Source organism: Kitasatospora sp. SC0581, from assembly GCF_048159585.1.
Taxonomy (GTDB): domain Bacteria; phylum Actinomycetota; class Actinomycetes; order Streptomycetales; family Streptomycetaceae; genus Kitasatospora.
Genome location: NZ_JBLRWA010000003.1, coordinates 402,999 through 420,867, shown reverse-complemented (window position 1 = coordinate 420,867; position 17,869 = coordinate 402,999). Strand labels below are relative to the sequence as shown.

The 17,869-nt window shown below is 76.1% G+C and carries 15 protein-coding genes; 6 read left to right on the top strand and 9 right to left on the bottom strand.

The genetic code is table 11. The annotated features are described in order from the left end of the window. Positions 1-31 precede the first annotated feature (31 nt). From ACLWS4_RS08165 to ACLWS4_RS08140, 6 genes are all read right to left on the bottom strand, one after another. Entirely contained in the window at positions 32-1,240 is a 1,209-nt protein-coding gene (locus ACLWS4_RS08165) for a sensor histidine kinase (RefSeq protein ID WP_375876595.1), read from the bottom strand. Then, the gene (locus tag ACLWS4_RS08160) at positions 1,237-2,019 is read right to left on the bottom strand and encodes a response regulator (protein ID WP_416873654.1); all 783 of its coding nucleotides are present in this window, start codon (positions 2,017-2,019) and stop codon (positions 1,237-1,239) included. The genes ACLWS4_RS08165 and ACLWS4_RS08160 overlap by 4 nt, the downstream gene beginning before the upstream one ends. Further along, a complete protein-coding gene (locus tag ACLWS4_RS08155; RefSeq protein WP_416873653.1) occupies positions 2,016-2,909 on the bottom strand; it encodes a hypothetical protein in 894 nt (297 codons plus the stop codon). The genes ACLWS4_RS08160 and ACLWS4_RS08155 overlap by 4 nt, the downstream gene beginning before the upstream one ends. 165 nt (positions 2,910-3,074) lie before the next feature. Next, positions 3,075-3,803, bottom strand: coding sequence for a class F sortase (locus ACLWS4_RS08150; protein ID WP_416873652.1), 729 nt, complete (start codon positions 3,801-3,803; stop codon positions 3,075-3,077). A gap of 82 nt (positions 3,804-3,885) precedes the next feature. Continuing rightward, positions 3,886-4,332 (bottom strand): sortase-dependent protein, encoded by a 447-nt coding sequence (locus ACLWS4_RS08145; RefSeq protein WP_416873651.1) that lies wholly within the window; start codon positions 4,330-4,332, stop codon positions 3,886-3,888. A gap of 330 nt (positions 4,333-4,662) precedes the next feature. Then, entirely contained in the window at positions 4,663-5,472 is an 810-nt protein-coding gene (locus ACLWS4_RS08140) for a hypothetical protein (protein ID WP_416873650.1), read from the bottom strand. Positions 5,473-5,687: 215 nt separating this feature from the next. On the opposite strand from ACLWS4_RS08140, the gene ACLWS4_RS08135 reads away from it, so the two are divergent. The 3 genes from ACLWS4_RS08135 to ACLWS4_RS08125 all read left to right on the top strand — a co-directional run bounded on the left by ACLWS4_RS08135 (position 5,688) and on the right by ACLWS4_RS08125 (position 8,143). Continuing rightward, positions 5,688-6,974, top strand: coding sequence for an MFS transporter (locus ACLWS4_RS08135; RefSeq protein WP_416873649.1), 1,287 nt, complete (start codon positions 5,688-5,690; stop codon positions 6,972-6,974). Between the two features lie 168 nt (positions 6,975-7,142). After that, positions 7,143-7,376: a hypothetical protein gene (locus tag ACLWS4_RS08130; protein WP_049661653.1), complete on the top strand. Its 234-nt coding sequence runs from the start codon at positions 7,143-7,145 to the stop codon at positions 7,374-7,376. A gap of 218 nt (positions 7,377-7,594) precedes the next feature. Beyond that, the gene (locus ACLWS4_RS08125) at positions 7,595-8,143 is read left to right on the top strand and encodes a methylated-DNA--[protein]-cysteine S-methyltransferase (RefSeq protein ID WP_304414273.1); all 549 of its coding nucleotides are present in this window, start codon (positions 7,595-7,597) and stop codon (positions 8,141-8,143) included. A 12-nt stretch (positions 8,144-8,155) separates the two neighbouring features. Here the strand turns inward: ACLWS4_RS08125 and ACLWS4_RS08120 are convergent, their stop codons facing one another. Beyond that, positions 8,156-9,229 carry an ATP-grasp domain-containing protein gene (locus ACLWS4_RS08120; protein ID WP_117488360.1) on the bottom strand — a complete coding sequence of 358 codons (1,074 nt, stop codon included), beginning with the start codon at positions 9,227-9,229 and terminating at the stop codon, positions 8,156-8,158. A 329-nt stretch (positions 9,230-9,558) separates the two neighbouring features. Between ACLWS4_RS08120 and ACLWS4_RS08115 the strand changes: the two genes are divergently transcribed. Together ACLWS4_RS08115 and ACLWS4_RS08110 are read left to right on the top strand one after the other, a co-directional pair. Continuing rightward, positions 9,559-10,977: a family 2B encapsulin nanocompartment shell protein gene (locus ACLWS4_RS08115; RefSeq protein WP_074001715.1), complete on the top strand. Its 1,419-nt coding sequence runs from the start codon at positions 9,559-9,561 to the stop codon at positions 10,975-10,977. A 271-nt stretch (positions 10,978-11,248) separates the two neighbouring features. Then, entirely contained in the window at positions 11,249-12,298 is a 1,050-nt protein-coding gene (locus ACLWS4_RS08110) for a family 2 encapsulin nanocompartment cargo protein polyprenyl transferase (RefSeq protein WP_049657139.1), read from the top strand. 119 nt (positions 12,299-12,417) lie between these two features. Here the strand turns inward: ACLWS4_RS08110 and ACLWS4_RS08105 are convergent, their stop codons facing one another. Continuing rightward, complete coding sequence (locus ACLWS4_RS08105; protein ID WP_416873648.1) at positions 12,418-13,458, bottom strand: NAD-dependent epimerase/dehydratase family protein; 1,041 nt, start codon at positions 13,456-13,458, stop codon at positions 12,418-12,420. 293 nt (positions 13,459-13,751) lie between these two features. Between ACLWS4_RS08105 and ACLWS4_RS08100 the strand changes: the two genes are divergently transcribed. After that, positions 13,752-15,086, top strand: a complete 1,335-nt coding sequence (locus ACLWS4_RS08100) for a DUF1254 domain-containing protein (protein WP_117488356.1) — start codon at positions 13,752-13,754, stop codon at positions 15,084-15,086. A gap of 715 nt (positions 15,087-15,801) precedes the next feature. Here the strand turns inward: ACLWS4_RS08100 and ACLWS4_RS08095 are convergent. Beyond that, positions 15,802-17,625, bottom strand: a complete 1,824-nt coding sequence (locus tag ACLWS4_RS08095; RefSeq protein WP_416873647.1) for a BACON domain-containing protein — start codon at positions 17,623-17,625, stop codon at positions 15,802-15,804. Between the last annotated feature and the right edge of the window lie 244 nt (positions 17,626-17,869).

Genomic DNA, 17,869 nt, shown 5'->3' with positions numbered 1-17,869 from the left:
TGTCGGGCCGGCCCTTCCGTCGTGTCCGGGGTCAGTTCGGGGGGAGGGTGAGGGTGGCGAGGGCGCCGCCGGCGGGGTGGTTGGCGAAGGTCAGGGTGGCGCCGATGACGCGGGCGTGGCCGGTGGCGATGGTGAGGCCGAGGCCGTGGCCGCGGCCGCGTTCGGGGGCGTTGGTGCGGAAGCGCTGCGGGCCGTGGCGGAGGAGGTCCTCGGGGTAGCCGGGGCCGTGGTCGCGGACGGTGATCCGCGGGCCGTCGACGTGCAGGTGGACCGGGCCGGTGCCGTGGCGGTGGGCGTTGAGGATGAGGTTGCCGAGGATGCGGTCCAGCCGGCGCAGGTCGGTGCGGACCTGCCGGTCGGCGGTGATCTCGACGGTGACGTCCAGGCCGGTGAGGGTGACGGTGCGGCGGGCCGCGCGCTCCAGGGGGACGGCGGAGAGGTCGGGGGACTCGGCGTCGGCGTCCAGGCGGGAGACCTCCAGCAGGTCCTCGACCAGGCCGCGCAGTGCCTGGACCCGGTTCTGCACGAGCTGGGTGGGGCGGCCGGGCGGCAGGAGTTCGGCGGCGGTGACGAGGCCGGTGAGCGGGGTGCGCAGTTCGTGGGCGACGTCCGCGGTGAAGCGCTGCTCGTCCTCCAGCCGGCGGTGCAGGGTGCGGGACATCAGGTCGACGGCGGCGGCGAGGTCGGCGACCTCGTCCTTGCCGTCGACGAGTTCGCCGATCCGGGTGTCCGTCCCGCCGGCCGCGATGCCGCGGGCGGCGGTGGCCGCGGTGCGCAGCCGGCGGCTGATCCGGTCGGCAACGAGCACGCCGGCCAGCACGGTGGTGAAGACCGCGGCGACGACGGTGAGCAGGATGATCCGGTCCAGGTCGGCGATGGCCTGGCGGTCCTGGGTGAAGTCCACCCGGACGGACACCACCCCGTCCGGCACCGGGCCGGCCGCCCACATCGACTCGCCGGTGCCGTCGGCGACGAGCAGCGAGCCGTGCCGGTCGCCGGCGGCGAGGGCGCGCAGCCGCTCGGGCAGCGCTGGGTCGTTCAGGACGGCGCCCCGGCCGACCGCCTTCCCGCCGCCGCGCTCGTAGTCGTTCAAGGCGGAGTCGAGGGTGGCGAGCGAGGAGGAGCGGGCCTGGTCGACGTGCTGGCGGATCATCGCCTGGTGGACCAGCAGGCCGACGGCCACCGCGACCAGGACGGCGATGGCGGCGACGGCGGCGGCGATCTGGCGGCGCAGGGTCATGCCGGGCGCCGCAGCTTGTAGCCGAAGCCGCGGACGGTCTCGATCCGGCCGGAGCCGATCTTGGCGCGCAGCCGCTGCACGTGGACGTCCACGACCCGGGTGTCGGCGCCCCACTCGTAGTCCCAGACGCGTTCGAGCAGGGTGGAGCGCTCCAGCACGATCCCGGGCGCGGCGCTGAACTCCAGCAGCAGCCGCAGTTCGGTGGGGGTGAGCGGGACGAGGCGGCCGTCCACCCGGACCTCCATGCTGTCGGTGTCCACCCGGAGGCCGTCGAAGCTGCGGACGGACGGAAGGGTGGGCGGGGACGGCGGAGCGGGCGACGGGGCGGGCGGGGACGGCGAGGACTGCGGGGGCGGAGCGAACGGGGCCGGCGGGGCGTCGGCCGCCGGGGCGACCGGGACGCGGCGCAGCACCGTACGGATCCGGGCGACCAGGACGGCGCTCTCGAAGGGCTTGACCACGTAGTCGTCCGCCCCGGCCTCCAGCCCGGAGACCACGTCCACCGGGTCGGTCCGGGCGGACATCATCAGGATCGGCAGCTGGCTCTCCTCCCGGATCCGGCGGCAGAGGCCGACCCCGTCGAGCAGCGGCAGCATGACGTCCAGCAGGAGCAGGTCGGGCCGGACGGCGTGGAAGGCCTCCAGGCCCTCCAGGCCGTCGGCGGCGGTGGTGACCGGGAAGCCGTAGCGCTCCAGGGCCATCCGGGTGGCCTCGCGGATCACCTCGTCGTCCTCGACCAGGAGGATGTGCGGGTGGGCGGGGGTGGCGGCGGGGGTCATCGCTTCGCTTCCGGGAGCACGGCGGGGACGGAGGGCGCGACGGGCGCGACGGACGCGCCGGGCACGGAGGGGGCGGAGGGCACGGAGGACGGCCGGGCGCCGCGCGGGGACGGGACGGCGGCCTCGGGGGCCGCCTGCTTCGGCGCGTACGGGGCGGGGCGGGGCGCCGGTCCGGGGTCGGGGACGGCGGTGGCCGGCCGGCCGGCGTCCGGGCCGGTGGACGGGAGCGGTATGACGCCCTCGTCCCTGCGTTCGTTCAGGGTGAGCCTCTTGCCGTCCCACGCGTAGTGGCTGGTGGTCCGGGCGTCGACGCTGGTCGGCTCGATCAGCCACAGGTCGGTGCCGATGGTCGAGGCGTTGAACGCCGGCTGGACCCGCACCCGGAGGACGGGCAGCAGCCGGTCCTCGGCGAGGGCGTAGACGTGCAGCACGGCCCGCCCGGGGGTGGTGACGACGGTGATCAGCTCGGGCTGCCCGTCGCCGGTGAGGTCGCGGAACTCCGGGGCGCGGACCTCGCAGCCGGCGCAGGAGCCGAGTGCCTGGCGCTCCTCCTGGTCGACGTCCGGGTCCTTGGCGAGGACGGTGCGGACGTCGACCGCGGTGATGTCGCGCCCGGGGACGGTCACGTCCGGTACGGGCTGCGGCGGTTCCTGGGTGGTGTCGGTCGCGGACGCGGCCGGCGGCGGGGAGGTGGGCAGGTCCGGCCAGAGCGGCTGGGACACCGCCGGCGGCCTGACGGCCCGGGCCGGGCCCTGGTCGCGCAGCTCGCCGGGGGTGGCCCGGCCGAAGGCCAGGGCGGCGAGGGCGAGGACGACGACCAGGCCGGCCAGGGCGGCCACCGGGACGGCGCCGGGACGGCGGCGGGGTGGTGGGGGTGCTGTTGCTGCCACGGTCGGTGCTCGTCCTCCTGCCGGGCCCGCGCTGTCCGCGCTGCCTGCTCTGCCTGCTCTGCCTGCGTCCACGGCGACGGTCCGGCTCGTCGCCTCCCGTCGCCGCCCCGGTGGTAGGTCGTGCGGGCGGTGGCCGGCGGTTCCCCGACGGCGGTTCGTGCACCGTCAGGCCAGGTCCGCCAGCACGATGATGTTGTCCGTCCAGTGGCCGTCCGAGCCGATCCGGCCACCGCAGGTGATCAGCCGGAGCGCGGGCGCGGGCGTGTCGCCGTACACCTGCTCGGTCGGGAAGCGGTCCTTGGCGGCCTGGAGCAGCTCGCGGACCTTGAAGTCCACGGTGCCGCCGTCCGCGCGCCGGATCCGGATGAGGTCGCCGGGGCGCAGTTTCGGCAGCTGCTTGAAGACCGCCGGGCCGTGCACGGTGTCGTAGTGCCCGATGAGCACGGCGGGGCCGGCTTCGCCGGGGGTGGGGCCGTTGCGGTACCAGCCGACCTCCTCGCCCCGGTCGGCCGGCGGCACCTCGACCGTGCCGTCGGGGTTGAGGCCGAGGTCGGTCACCGGTGCGTCCACTCCGACGGAGGGCACCAGCAGGCGGGTCGGCGGCGAGGAGGCGTACGGCTTCGGGGCGGTGGGTGCGGTGCCGGTCGTGGCCGGGGTGCCCGGGGTGCCCGGGGCCGCCGCCGGGGTGTCGGCGCCGGTGCCGTGCCCGGAGGTCTCGACCCGCACCACCGGGGTCTCCCGGCCGGACAGCGCGAGCGAGGTGCCGAGCACCAGGCAGAGCAGGCCCGCGGTGCCGAAGGCGGTACGGCGCAGCGGGCCGGGGCCGGGCCGGGCGGCGCGTCGGCGCCCCCGCCGGTGGCCCGGGGCGCGTCGGTGGCTGTCGGTCCCCGCCACCGGGGCGGCCCCGGCGCCGCTTCCCCGACTGGCCGGGTACGGGGAAGCGGCGCCGGGGTGCCCGGCGGACTCGGGACCGGTGTCAGCCGCGCGCACCGGAGCGGCGGCGCAGGAGGGCGAAGCCCAGGCCCGCGGCGCCGACGGCCGCGACGGTGCCGCCACCGGCGAGCATCAGGCCGGAACCGTCGGAGGCGGTGGAGCCGTCACCGGCCTGCGCGGCGCCCTTGGGCACCTCGCGGACCTGCGGCTGGGCGCCGCCGGGGGCGGCCGGGGCCGGGGCTGCGCCCTTCGGGGCGGCCACGGCCGGCGAGGCCTCGGGCTTCGGGGCGGCGGAGGGCGCGGCGGGCGCGGGCGGGGCGGTCCGCACCGCGGCGTCGCCGGCCGGGGCGGCGGAGGGCACGGCCGGCTTCGGCGCGCCGTCGGCCCAGGCCTGCCCGCCGGTGACGGTGGCCAGCAGCGCGGCGCCGGTCAGGGCGCAGGCGGCCAGGACGCGGCGGGCGGGGGAGTGGTGGGTACGGCTCCTGCTCATACGGGGTGTCTCCATCGTGCGTCGGTTGGTGGGTGGTGGCCGCCGGTCCGCGGTGCGGTCCGCGGTGCGGTTTCGCGGGCCCCGGCGGGCCGGTGTCGCGGGACGTCCGTCGTCGGCGCCGGACGCGTACGTCCTCGTCGCGGACGCCCTCCGGCCGCTTCACCCGGTTCGACGGGTTCGGCCGGTGGCGTCGGGGATGACGCTAGGAGGGCCGTGTCGCGGTCCTCGGCCGGTCGTGTCACGGCCGCCCATCGGCTGCGTAACGGCGCGGACGGGGCCTCCGGAAAGCCCGACGCTGCCGCCACCCCCGCCCCGCCCTACCGGCCCGCCCTACCGCCCCGATCGCAGGCGGCGGAGGGTCCAGCCCGGGCCGAGCGGCCGGGTGTGGGCGGTGAAGAGTTCGGCGGCGCGGCGGTAGGAGAGGCGGGCGTGGCCGGTGTACGGGCAGCGGTCGCGGTCGGGGGTGCCGGCGGGGGCGCGGCGGTCGGTGAGGAAGAGCGGGCCGGTGGCGCGGCCGGCGACCAGGAGGGGGAGCAGCCGGGCGGTGCCGGACTGCCAGTGCACCGGGGTACCGGGCGGGCGGGTGCGTCGGCGGGGCGGGTCGAGGTGGTCGGTGTCCAGGGCGAGGACGGTCTCGATCGCGGCGCCGGACTCGTGCAGCAGGTGCCAGAGCGCCTGCTCGCGCAGCGGCGCGCGGAGGGTGAACAGGGCGCGCAGTTCCTCGGGGCTCAACGGGCCGGTGGCCGTGGCGGGTTCGGGCAGTGGGCGGGGGAGCAGGCCGGTGGTCGGGTCGCCGTCGAGCCAGCCGCGGGCCCGCCACCAGGCCACGGCCGCGCGCAGGGTGGAGAGCTCCCGGTTGAGGGTGCGCGGGTCGGTGTCGGCGCCGCGCCGGGCGGCCGCGGCGCGGAGCCGCTCGGCGGCGTCGGGGTGGTCGAGCAGGGCGAGCGGCAGGACGGGCGGCCGGGCCCGTCGCCGTTCGGGGCCGGTGGGGGCGGGCCGGTTGGCGAGTGCCCAGGCCCAGGTGTCCAGTGCGATCCGGTAGATCCGCCGGGAGCCGTCGGCGAGCCCGGAGGCGGCCAGGTAGCGCTCGACGGCGACGGCGTATTCGACCGGTGGGAGTGCTGTCGCGGTTCCTGTCACGATCGCCTTCTTCCGAAATCCAAGTGCCGCAGTAAATCACTGTTCCGGGACATCTGAACCATAGTCGCCTGGCGCGGTAAACGGCAGGTGGAGAGCCATAGAGGTGTGAATTTACTGCGGTAGATCGAATCCTCGTCGAATTGATTCCCAAAGGCTCAACTTTTTTCCCGCAATCCCTTGAATCCACCCTCCGTCGACGCGCAGACTTTCTGCACATGGCAGTGCAGACCGAACGGATCCCGGCCCGCCGAAGGCGCCTGGGAGACCGGCTCGCCGTGTTCGGCGAGCGCGAGTTCACGTGGTTCTTCCTGGGGTACACGACCTCCCTGATCGGCTCCTCGATGGCGCCGGTCGCGGTCGCCTTCGCGGTGCTCGACGGCGGTGGTGGTGGAAGCGGCAACGGCGGAGGCGGCACCGCCCTGGGGTGGGTGATGGCGGCCCGGATCCTCCCCGTGGTGCTGGTGCTGCTGGCCGGCGGGGCGATCGCGGACCGGATCGGCAGCCGCCGGGTGATGCTGGGCTCGGACCTGTTGCGCGGCGTGGTCCAGGCGCTGTTCGCCGGGCTGCTGGCGGCCGGGCACGCCCCGGTCTGGGCGATGGTCGCGCTGGTGGCGGTCTGGGGGGTCGGCGAGGGGCTCTTCATGCCGGCCTTCGGCGCGATCGTGCCCGACCTGGTGCGCCGTACGGGACTGGTGGCGGACGCCAACGCCCTGCTGGGGCTGGCCCGTTCGGTGTCCACCGTGGTCGGCCCCGCCACCGCCGGCCTGGTCACCGCCGCCTGGGGCCCGGCGACGGTGCTGCTGGCCGACGCGGTGACGTACGGCGTCGGCGCTTTCGCGCTGGCCGGGCTGCGACTGCCGATGCGGGCGGCGGCCGGCGAGGGGTCGATGGTCCGGGACCTGCGGGCCGGCTGGTCGGAGTTCGCCTCCCGCCCGTGGCTGTGGGTCACCACCGTGCAGATGGGCCTGTTCAACCTGCTGGTCTGGGCCCCCTTCCTGGTGCTCGGCCCGCTGCTCGCGCAGCGGGACCTCGGCGGTGCCCGCGCCTGGGGCCTGGTGATGGGCGTCTACGGCGTCGGCGCGGTGCTGGGCGGCCTGCTGGTGCTCGGCCGGTCTCCGGCCCGCCCGCTCGCGGTGGCGTCCCTGGCGGCGCTGGCCTGGGCGCTGCCCTCCGCGGCGCTCGCGGCCGGGGCGGGGCTGCCCTGGGTGGCCGCCGGCGCACTGGTGGCCGGGGTCGGCTCGGCGGTCTGCGGGACGCTCTACGGCACCACCACCCAGAAGTGGGTGCCGGTGGAACTGCTCGGCCGGGTGACGGCCTTCGGCGTGCTGGGCTCCTTCGCCCTCGGCCCGCTCGGGCTGGCGGCGGCCGGTCCGCTGGCGGGCCGGTTCGGCGCGGACACCGTGCTGCTGATCGGAGCGGTCTGGCAACTGGCGGCCGGGGCCGTAGTGTTGGCCGTACCGGCGGTACGTGACCGTCGCTGGGAGGAGGGCCCGGACAGCTGACCAACCCCTCGGACGGCTCCGGGGCGCACCCCCGGCCCACCGCGCACCGCGCCCGGCCGGCCCCGGAGCGCAACCGGCTGCCCCACCCGCGCACGTACGCCTCCGCGGCGGGCGGGGCGGCCGACCCGGTCGTACGGTGGAGGACGGGGGTGACGGAGGAGGTCGATCATGCCCGGCTCGCTCACCATCAGCCATCACGGGTCCGCGGTCACCCTGGACCACGCGGACGCGGAGCGGCTCGCCACCGTACTGGCGGACCTGGCGTACCTGCTGGAGATCCCGGGGCCGAACCGGATCAACGACGAACAGCTCGCCGTGCTGTGCGAGGGCCGCGCCCCGGACCGTGCCGAGCTGGTGCACTGGTGCGCGTCGAACGCGCGCGGACTGAAGGGGCAGTTCTGACCGGAGCGGCCCGGGCCCGGGCCGCGGACCGTCCGCACCCGGGCCGGCCGCCGGAGCCCGTTGTCCGCCCGCCGGAGCCCGCTGCCGGCCCGCCCGAGCCCGTGGATCGCGCGCCGTGGCCTGTCGGCCGCCCGCCGTACGATGGCGCGCGGGGCGGGGACGCCCCCCGGACGCCGGGGTGGCCGGCGGCCGGTCCGGCGGAGGGTGGGGGCCCGAACGTGCCGCAGTCCTGGTCGATGTCCTGGCTGACCGTGCCCACGCCGCTGCCCAGCGGGCCGATGCACATCGCGGTGACCCCGCTCGGTGTGGTGTCGGCCGGCTACCGGGGGCCGCGCGAGGGCGAGGCGCCGCCGTGCACCGACGAGTCGAAGATCGCCGCCGTGACCGAGCGGATCGGCGCCTACCTGGCGGGCCGCACCCGCGACCTGGGCCTGCCGATCGACTGGAGCCTGAGCTCCGGCCCGCACCGCGCGGTGCTGCAGGCGCTCTGGCGCGAGGTGCCGTACGGCCGGACCATCACCTACGGCGAACTGGCCGCCCGCAGCGGGGTGTTCGAGGACGTGACGGAGCCCGGCCTGGCCGCCCGCACGGTCGGGCAGATGATGGCCGCCAACCCCGTCCCCCTGCTGGTGCCCTGCCACCGGGTGGTGGCGGCGGACGGGATCGGCGGCTTCGGCGGCGGCCGGGTCGGGATCGAGGTGAAGCGCTGGCTGCTCACCCTGGAGGGCGTGCTGGAGCCGACCCTCGACTGGAACGGCCCGCTCTAGGGGCTCGGCCGTTCACCGGTGCAGCGCCCGGACCAGTGACACCCGCCCCGGCGCCCGGCGCTGAAGCACCGGCCGGATGCCGGACACCAGCGTGTACTCGATGCCGCGCACGTCCGGTTCCGCCCCCGGGTACTCCGGCCGCTCCCCGAGTGCCAGCCGCACCGCGTCCCACGGCAGGTTGAGGCCGCACAGCCGCAGCTGGTGGAGCCCGGCGGCGGGGCGGGTGTTGACGTCGATGACCACCGGCCGGCCGTCGAAGCGGCGGAACTGCACGTTGGACAGGTACGCCATGCCGGTCGCCCGGACCAGCCGCCGGACCGGGTCCAGGTAGCACTCCTCGGTGGTGAAGCCGCGGCGGCGGCCCTCCTTGGTGCGTCCGACCGCGGTGAGCGGGCCGCCGTCCCGGTCGGCGAGGCAGTCCACCGAGACCTCCGGTCCGTCCAGGTACGGCATCACCAGCAGGTCCACCGGCTCGCCGTCCGGGCCGCCCTCGGCCAGTGCCGCGGCCACCTGATCGACCTGCACCCGGTGGTCCCAGCCGGTCAGCCGCCGCGCTCCGTACGGTTCCCGGGTGAGCACCCGGAAGCCGGCGCCGCCCGCACCGGCGGTGGGTTTGAGGCAGGCGGTGTGCCCGGCGTCCTCGATCCGCTCGACGGCGTCCCACAGCTCGCCGGGGGTGCGCACCCGCCACCAGGGCGGGGTGGGCAGGCCGGCCCCGGCGATCACCGCGTAGCCGTCGGCCTTGCTGGTGAAGGCCGCTATCGCGGTGGCCGGCGGGCAGAGCAGCGCGGTGCCGATCGCCTCGAACTCCGGCCGGGCGAGGGCGATGGCGAGCTGGTGCAGCTGCGGGACGAAGACGTCGACGGCGTGCCGGGCGCAGTAGTCCAGCGCGTAGCCGACGTAGCCGTCCGCCGGCAGGTCGGCCGGCTCGGCGCTGCCGTGGTCGGCGGCGGCGAGCACGGGGGAGTCCGGGTCGCCGTGGGTCGCGTGGACCACCACCGGGCGCGGGGCGGCGCGCAGTTGTTCGATGAAGAAGACGTTCTCGGCGTAGGTGCGGTTCAGCCAGACACGTACGGGTGCACTCATGTGACCCTCTCCGGAAGAGAGTTGACGAAAGGTCAGCGCACCCTAGCGGCCTGTTCGAACGGTCCGGACGGCGGGGGCGCCGCCTGTGGATCGTGGCGCGGGGTGGCGCGGTTCGGGGCGCGGATGGGGGAGGATGGGGCGCCGCGCTCCGAGTTGTTCGAATGGACGGTCGAACAGATATCGATCGGGTGATCTATTCGTACTATTTGTTTAGGCATTCCGAACCACTCGAACGAGTGATTGCGGGGCACCCTCGACAGGGCCCACCATGAAGCTGCAACACGCATGTGCAAGGCGACACTTCATCGGGATATGCGAAGGGCTCCCCCATGTCGACCGAAACCAATGCCGGAATTCCCGCGCCCAGTGCGCAGTCGGAGATCCGGCAGCAGCAGAGTCTGAGCACGGCCGGCGCGCGGAACCTCGCGACGACCACCAAGTCCGCGCCCCAGATGCAGGGCATCAGCCCGCGCTGGCTGCTCAGGAAGCTGCCCTGGGTGCAGGTGTCCGGCGGCACCTACCGGGTGAACCGCCGCCTGCGCCACTCGGTCGGCCGCGGCCGGGTGGGTTTCGTCAAGACCGGTGCCGAGGTGCGGATCGTCGCGCCCACGCTGGCCGAGGTGCCGGTGCTGCGCGGGTTCCAGGACGAGGCCGTGCTGGAGGAGCTGGCCTCGCGCTTCGTGCAGCGGGAGTTCGCCCCGGGCGACGTGCTGGTCCAGGCCGGCGCCCCGATCACCGAGGTGTTCCTGATCGCGCACGGCAAGCTCGACCGGCTGGGCACCGGCAAGTACGGCGAGGAGACGGTCGTCGGCACCCTCGCCGACGGCGACCACCTCGGCGACGAGGCGGTCCGGCAGGACGGCGGCGCCTGGCCGTACACCGTCCGCGCCGCGACGGCCGGCACCGTGATGACGCTGTCCTGGCCCGCCTTCCAGGAGCTGCACGACCGCTCCGAGGCGCTCCAGCTCCAGATCATCGAATACCTGAACGGCTTCCAGCAGGCGCAGAACAAGCACGGCGAGGCCGCGATCGACCTCTCCGCCGGCCACCAGGGCGAGTACGAGCTGCCCGGCGCCTTCGTGGACTACGAGCTCAAGCCGCGCGAGTACGAGCTCAGCGTCGCGCAGACCATCCTCAAGGTGCACAGCCGGGTCGCCGACCTCTACAACCAGCCGATGAACCAGACCGAGCACCAGCTGCGGCTGACCATCGAGGCCCTGCGCGAGCGCCAGGAGCACGAGCTCGTCAACAACCCCGACTTCGGCCTGCTCGGCAACGCCGCGTACGACCAGCGCTTCCAGACCCACTCCGGCCCGCCCACCCCGGACGACATGGACGAGCTGCTCAGCCGCCGCCGCGGCACCAAGCTGTTCCTGGCCCACCCCAGGGCCATCGCCGCCTTCGGCCGGGAGCTCAACAAGCGCGGCCTCTACCCGGACACGGTCGAGGTCGACGGCAAGCAGATCCAGTCCTGGCGCGGCGTCCCGGTCTTCCCGTGCAACAAGATCCCGATCGTCGGGAGCACCAGCTCGATCCTCGCGATGCGCATCGGCGAGGACAACCAGGGCGTCATCGGCCTCCACCAGACCGGAATTCCGGACGAATACCAGCCGAGCCTTTCGGTGCGGTTCATGGGAATCGACGACAAGGCCATCATTTCCTACCTGGTGAGCGCCTACTACTCCGCCGCGATCCTGGTGCCGGACGCGGTCGGCGTCCTGGAGAACGTGGACATCGCGCAGTACTGACGGTTCGCGCGGCCGGTCGCGGCGCCGCGCCGTCGTGCCGTCCGTCGGGGCCGCCCATCCGGCCCCGGCGGACGGCGGCCCCGGCGCGTACGGACCCGGCCGGTACGACCCCGGTGCGTACCGACCCGGCCGGTACGACCCCGGTGCGTACCGACCCTGCCGGCACGGGCCCGGCCGGGGCGAGGCGCGACCGCGCCCGGCACCGCAGCGCAACTCCGGTCCGCCGTCGGCGGGCCGTCCCACGACAGGCGCCCGACAGGGGGAGAGACCCATGACGAGTCCCACGCTGGAGCGGGACCACAAAGAGGGGCACGAGGCGGCGGACATCCTCGCCCGGACCCGCGCCTTGGTCGACCCGGTCCTGCGGGCCGCCGTCGACTCGCTGCCCGGCACCATGCGCAAGGTGTCCGGCTACCACTTCGGCTGGTGGGAGGCGGACGGCACCCCCGCCGAGGCCCCCGCCGGCAAGGCGATCCGGCCGGCCATGGTCCTCGCCGCCACCCAGGCCCTGGGCGGCAGGCCCAACGAGGCCGTCGCCGCGGCCGCCGCGGTGGAGCTGGTGCACAACTTCACCCTGCTCCACGACGACGTCATCGACCGGGACGACACCCGGCGCCACCGGCCCACCGCCTGGCGGGTGTTCGGCACCACCGAGGCCATCCTGGCCGGGGACGCCATGCACTCCCTCGCGCTGCGCCTGCTCGCCGAGGACACCCACCCGGCCGCCCAGGGCTCGATCCGCCGGCTCGCCGACTGCGTGGTCGAGCTCTGCGAGGGCCAGCAGATCGACTGCGCCTTCGAGCGGCGCGACGACGTCTCGCTGCCCGAGTGCCTGGCGATGGCGGAGGCCAAGACCGGCGCGCTGCTCGGCGCGGCCTGCTCGATGGGCGCCCTGTACGGGGGCGCCTCCGAGGAGGCGGCGCAGGCGCTGGACGGCTTCGGCCGGGAGATCGGCCTGGCCTTCCAGCTGATCGACGACCTGATCGGCATCTGGGGGGATCCGGCGGTCACCGGCAAGCCGGTCGGCGCGGACCTGGTCGCCCGGAAGAAGTCGCTGCCGGTGGTCGCGGCGCTGGGGTCCGGCACCGTGGACGGCAAGCGGCTGGCCGAGCTGTACGCGATCGAACGCCCGCTGAGCCCCGAGGAGTTGGCGCAGTGCGCGGCGGCCGTCGAGGCGGCCGGCGGGCGTGGCTGGGCGCAGGGCGAGTCCTGCGAGCGGATGGCCACGGCGATGGCGCAGCTGGCCGCCGCGGTCCCGGAGCCGGCCGCGGCCGACGAGCTGCTGGCGCTCGCCGAGCTGGTCACCCGCCGCACGCACTGAGCGGGCTGCCCGGGCCGGATGCGTCCCCGGGCCTTTCCCCGGTGTCTCCCCGGGGGTGGGAGGCCGGCCCGGCCGGCTTCCCACCCCCGGCCGCCTCCACGGCCCGGCCGACCTCGCCGTCAGCCGAAGGCGGCCAACAGCCGCCGCTCCTTGGCGGGTTCGATGCCGTGCCGCACCGCCGCCCCCGGCCGCCCCTTGCGCCCCTCGGCGTCGGTGTCCTCGACCGGCCCGCGCGTCCGCAGCCACTCCCAGGTGTCCCGCGCCGTCTCGGCGAACGGCCGGCAGCGCAGCCCGGCCGCCTCCGCCCGGCCGGTGTCGGCCAGCCAGACGCCCGCCAGCTCGGGCAGGTCCGGTGCCCAGAGCGGGAGTTCGGTCCACCAGTCGACCCGGTCCGGCCCCTCGGCGAGCAGCTGCCCGTCCGGGACCCGGACCAGCTCGGTGTCCGCGGCGCCCGCCACCTCCCGGCAGGTCTCCAGCCACTCGCCGAAGCGGAGCCGCCCCGGCGGCGCCGTCGTGACGAACCGCCCCGCCGTCCCGGCCGTCAGCAGGTCCAGCCCGAAGGCGGCGAAGTCCCGGACGTCGATCACCTGCATGGTCCGCCGCGGATCCCCCGGGGCGAGCACCCGCCCGCCGCGCGCCATCCGCTCCAGCCACCAGGGCAGCCGGCCGCCGAACTCGTACGGCCCGACGAGCAGCCCGCTGTTCAGCACCAGCGTGCGCCCGGCGCCGAACCCCGCCAGCACGGCGCGCTCGCAGCCGGCCTTCAGGGCGTTGCCGGGCGGCTGGTCGGGCGGGGTGTCGGCGGGGCAGGGGCGCGGCGCGGAACCCTCGTCGACCACGTGGGCGGGCCAGTCGGCGAAGGCGTGCACGGAGGAGACGAAGGTGTAGTGCCCGGCCCGCCCGCGCAGCAGCCGGGCGCTGAGCGCGGCCTGGGCGGGCTGCTGGGCGGAGGTGTCGACGACGGCGTCCCAACTGCGGCCGTCGACCAGCCGAGCGAGGTCCCCGGCGCTGTCGCGGTCGCCCCGGACGGCCTCGACACCGGGCAGGTCGGCGGCGCTGCGGCCGCGGTTGAAGGTGGTCACCCGGTGGCCCCTGGCGAGGGCCTCGGCAGCGTAGGCCCGTCCGAGGAAGGACGAGCCCCCAAGCAGGAGGATCTTCATACCGACGACCCTCTCCCGGCCGCCCCGCCGGTACGCCCGGATCAGCGCACAGCAGATCCCGGCGGGCGGAAGCCGCGCGGCGTCCGGTCCGACGTGCCGCCCCACCCGGCCCCGCTTAGCATCCGAGGTGTACCGCGGTCGGCGACCGCACCCCGGCCCGGTGCGCGCCCCGCACGGCGGACCCGCCCGCCGCGCCGGCACCGACGGCCCGCCGGCGTCGAGCGTCCCACCGGTGCCGCGCCGGCGCCGCCGCCCCCGCCGACCGGCTGCCCGCCCCGGACGAAGGACCCGTGATGAACCAGCCCGAGCTGGAGGCCCTGGCCGCCGACGCGTACGTCTACGGCTACCCGCTGGTCGCCGGCCTCACCATGGTCGAGCGCTTCGACCGCGGTGGCCTGGGCACCCTGCCGGCGGCGCCGTTCAACCACCTCAGCCACGCCACCCGGCTGGCCGGTCCGGCCGACCGCTTCGTCTCGGTCAACAACGACACGGTCTACTCGATCGCCCAGCTCGACCTCTCCGAGGGCCCGCAGGTGCTGCGCGTCCCGGACACCGCCGGCGCCTACTACGTGCTGCAGATCATCGACGCCTGGACGGACAACGTCGCCTACCTCGGCCGCCGGGCCACCGGCACCGGCGCGCAGACCTGGCTGATCGTCCCGCCCGGCTGGCACGGCACCCCCTCGGACCCCGACCGGGTGATTGAACTGCCGACCACCGTCGGCACCCTCGTCGGCCGCTTCGCCTGCGCCGGCCCGGACGACTTCCCCCGGGTCCGGGCCCTCCAGGCCGCCCTCGAACTGGAACCGCTGGAACCCGGAGGCCTGGTCGCCGGACTCCCCGAACCGGACGCGGACGTCCCCGAGCGGCTGGCCTTCTTCGAGCGGCTGCGGGTCTGGATGCAGGCCTTCCCGCCCGCCACCGCCGACATCGAGTACCAGCGCCGCTTCGCCCCGCTCGGCCTGCTCGACGACGGCGCCTCGCCGTACCGCGCGGCCGCCGCCGAATGGACACTGGCGCTGGCCAAGGGCCTGGCCGCTGGCCGCGAACGGGTCGAGGACGCCACCCGCCCGCCCGAGGACCACCCGCCCGGCGAGTGGCGCAGCGCCCTCCACCTCTTCGACTACAACACCGACCACCTGGGCCCCGGCACCCTCGACGACCCCGAGTGGCGCATCCCCGACCGCCGCGCCGCCTACCTCAGCCGGGCCGCCGCCGCCCGGGCCGGCCTCTGGGGCAACCACGCCTACGAGGCCTCGTACGCGATGACCTACGACGACTCCGACGGCCGGCCCCTCACCGGCCTCCACGACTACACCCTGCGCTTCGACCAGCCGCCCCCGGCCGGGGCGTTCTGGTCCGTCACGATGTACTCCGTCCCGGACTACTACCTGGTGGAGAATCCGATCGACCGCTACTCGATCGGCGACCGCACCCCAGGACTGGTCCACGGCGAGGACGGCTCCCTCACCCTGACCCTCCGGCACGACCAGCCCGAGGACCCGACCGCCGCCGCCAACTGGCTCCCCACCCCACCCGGCGAGTTCCGCCCCATCCTCCGCATCTACCAACCCGAACCCGCCGTCCTGGACGGCACCTACCAAGTCCCCCCGATCCACCGCCTCTGACCCCGGGCCCACCAACGCCCCGCCGCCCCTGGACCCCAACCCGCCGCCACCCCGGCCCCTACCGCGCACACCCCGCAAGCCGCGCTGCCCCCGGGACCCCGCCGCGCTCGCCCCGCCAGCACCCCAGCTCCCACCCCCGCCCGCCCCGCCGCCCCCAGACCCCAACCCGCCGGCCCCGGACCCCAGCCCGCCAGCACCCCGGATCCCGCCGCGCACGCTGCGCCGCCATCTCGGACCTACCGCGTACACCCCGCGTGCCGCGCTGCCACCCCGGGCCCCTGCCGCGCCCGCCCCGCCGCCACCCACCTCGGGCCCCACCCCGCACGCCCCGCCAGCACCCCGGATCCCGCCGCGCACACCCCCGCACGCCCCGCCGCCCCTTGATTCCTGCCCCCGCCGGCCCCGGACCCCAGCCCGCCAGCAAGCCGGATTCCGCCGCGCACGCTGCGCCGCCATCTCAGACCTACCGCGCGCACCCCGCGTGCCGCGCTGCCATCCCGGCCCCTGCCGCGCCCGCCCCGCCGCGCACGAGAAGTCGGGTGGGCCGACTTCTCGTGCGTTCTCGGTTTTGCGGGCGGGATTATGGCGGTCGGTCTACATATTCGGCTCCTGGCCCGCCCTCGGCGCGCGCGAGAAGTCGGCCTGATCGACTTCTGGCGCGCTCCCGGCTTCGGGTGCCGGCCGGGAGGGAGGACTGCCGCGTTTGCGTGGGCCGTTAGCGCTGCGACGGGGAGGCCGTTGCCGTGCCTGTCGGATGTGGCGAGGAGCTCGTCGCTGTGCCCGAGGGGGACGGGGTGTTCGTCGGTGGGTCGGAGGGCGACGGGGACGCGGTGGGTGCCGCCGTGGGCGAGGTGGTGGTGGAACCGCTGGGCACCGGTGTCGCCGGCGCCGAGGACGGTGTCGACGACGGTGACGGATCGGCCGGGGAGGAGGCGGAGCCGCCACGGTTGTGCGGCCCGCCCTCCAGGGTGACCACCGCCTGGGAGGGCGGCAGCGCGATCCGGGCGGTCCAGTGGGTCGTCGGCGCCTGGTCCTCGTCCACGGTGACGATCACGGTGATCCGCTGGCCGGGCGCCAGGGTGCCGGCGTCGCGGCTGAGCCGGAGCCAGCCGGCGTCCGTCACCGCGTGCCAACGGATCTCCGTGGCGCCGGAGTTGGTGAGGGTGAGGATGGTCCGGTTGCCGTACTCGCCGGCCTCGACGGTGAGCAGCCCGGCCGGGGCCGGCTCGCCGGTGCCCGTCGCGGAGGCCTGGTCGGCAGCCGGGGCCGGTGCGGCGACCAGGGTCGGGCTGCTGAGCGGGGTGGCGCCGTGGGCCGGGACCGGGATGGCCGCGCCCTGGAAGGTGAGCCGCGGAAAACCGGGAGGCAACGTTTCTGCATCGCTTCCGCGGGCACCGCCCGCGACCATCCCGGGCCCGGCTCCCGCCAGCTCCATCCCGGGCATGCCGGGCGCACCCGCCCCAGCCGGGCCGTCCACCGTGGGCCGGGGCCGCTGCCCGGTCGGCTGCCCGGCCGCGTCCACCCGTACCGCCGACACCGAGGCCGCCGACCCCGACCCGACACCGCCCCGGTGCCCGGCCCAGAGCGCGATCACCGGCGCCGCCAGTACGGCCGCCAACACACCGGTGGTCACCACCCGCCGACGCACCGCCAACCCGCGCCCCGCGTCCGGCGCCCGGTGCCGGGGGAAGCCGCTCTGGTCGAACCGCAGCCCCGGCTCCGCGCCCCGAGCACCCGCTACCCGAGGACCCACAGCCCGAGCAGCCGCCGCCGGAGCGGCCGCCCCACCGGTGGCCGCGACGGCCCCGAGGAGGTCCGCCGGAGCCCGCAGCAGCGCCAACCCGGACAGCCCCGCCGCCCCCGCCGTACCCTCCGCCGCCTCGCCCGCGGCCACCCGCTCCGCCGTCCCCCGGCAGGTCGGGCAGTCCACCACGTGCTGCACCAGCTCCCGGCGCAGCGCCGGGCCGAGCACCCAGTCCCGCCAGGACTCCGCCCCGGCCCCGCCGAGCCGGTCCAGTTCCGGGCAGCTGCCCACGCCGAGCACCAGCAGCGCCGCCCTGGTCCGGGCGACCTCGGCCTCGGCCCCGGCCAGCAGCGCGCGGGTCCGTTCGAACGGCTGGCCCAGTACGGCCGCCACCTCCAGCGGGGTCAGCCGGTGCCGGACGGAGAGTTCCAGCGCCTCGCGCTGTTCCGGGTCGGTGCCGGCCGCCTCGGGCCAGGCGAGCGAGGAGAGCTCGCGCCGCCGTCGGGCCGCCTCGGCCTCGCCGGGCTCGGCCGGGGCGGTCCGCCCGGCCTCGGCACCGGTCGGACCCGGGGCGTCGCCGGCGAGCCGGCGCAGACAGCAGTACCGGGCGAGGGAGAACAGCCAGGCGCGCAGCAGCCCGGGCTCGGCCAGCCGGGCGCCGTGCCGTCGTGCCAGCTCGCGGACCTCGCGCAGGGCGTCGGCGGCCGCGTCGTGCTCGCAGAGCACCGAGAGGCAGTAGGTGAACAGGCCGTCCACCTGCCGGTCGTACGCCGCGAGCACGGCGGCGGCCCGCACCCCGGCCGACCCGCCGGACCCGCCGGACCCGCCCGACCCGGCAGGTCTACCCGACCTGCCCGGCCTGACCGATCGGGTCGACCGGGCAGGCCCGTCCGGCCCCACAGTTCTCGTCGTCACCCGTCCGACGGTAGAGAACGCGGACGGCTGACCCCGGCCATTCGCCGCGTATGTACTTCTTTCGGGTAACAACATCGCCCATCTGTGTGGACGCGCGGTCGGCCCGCCCGCGGACCCTGGTCGC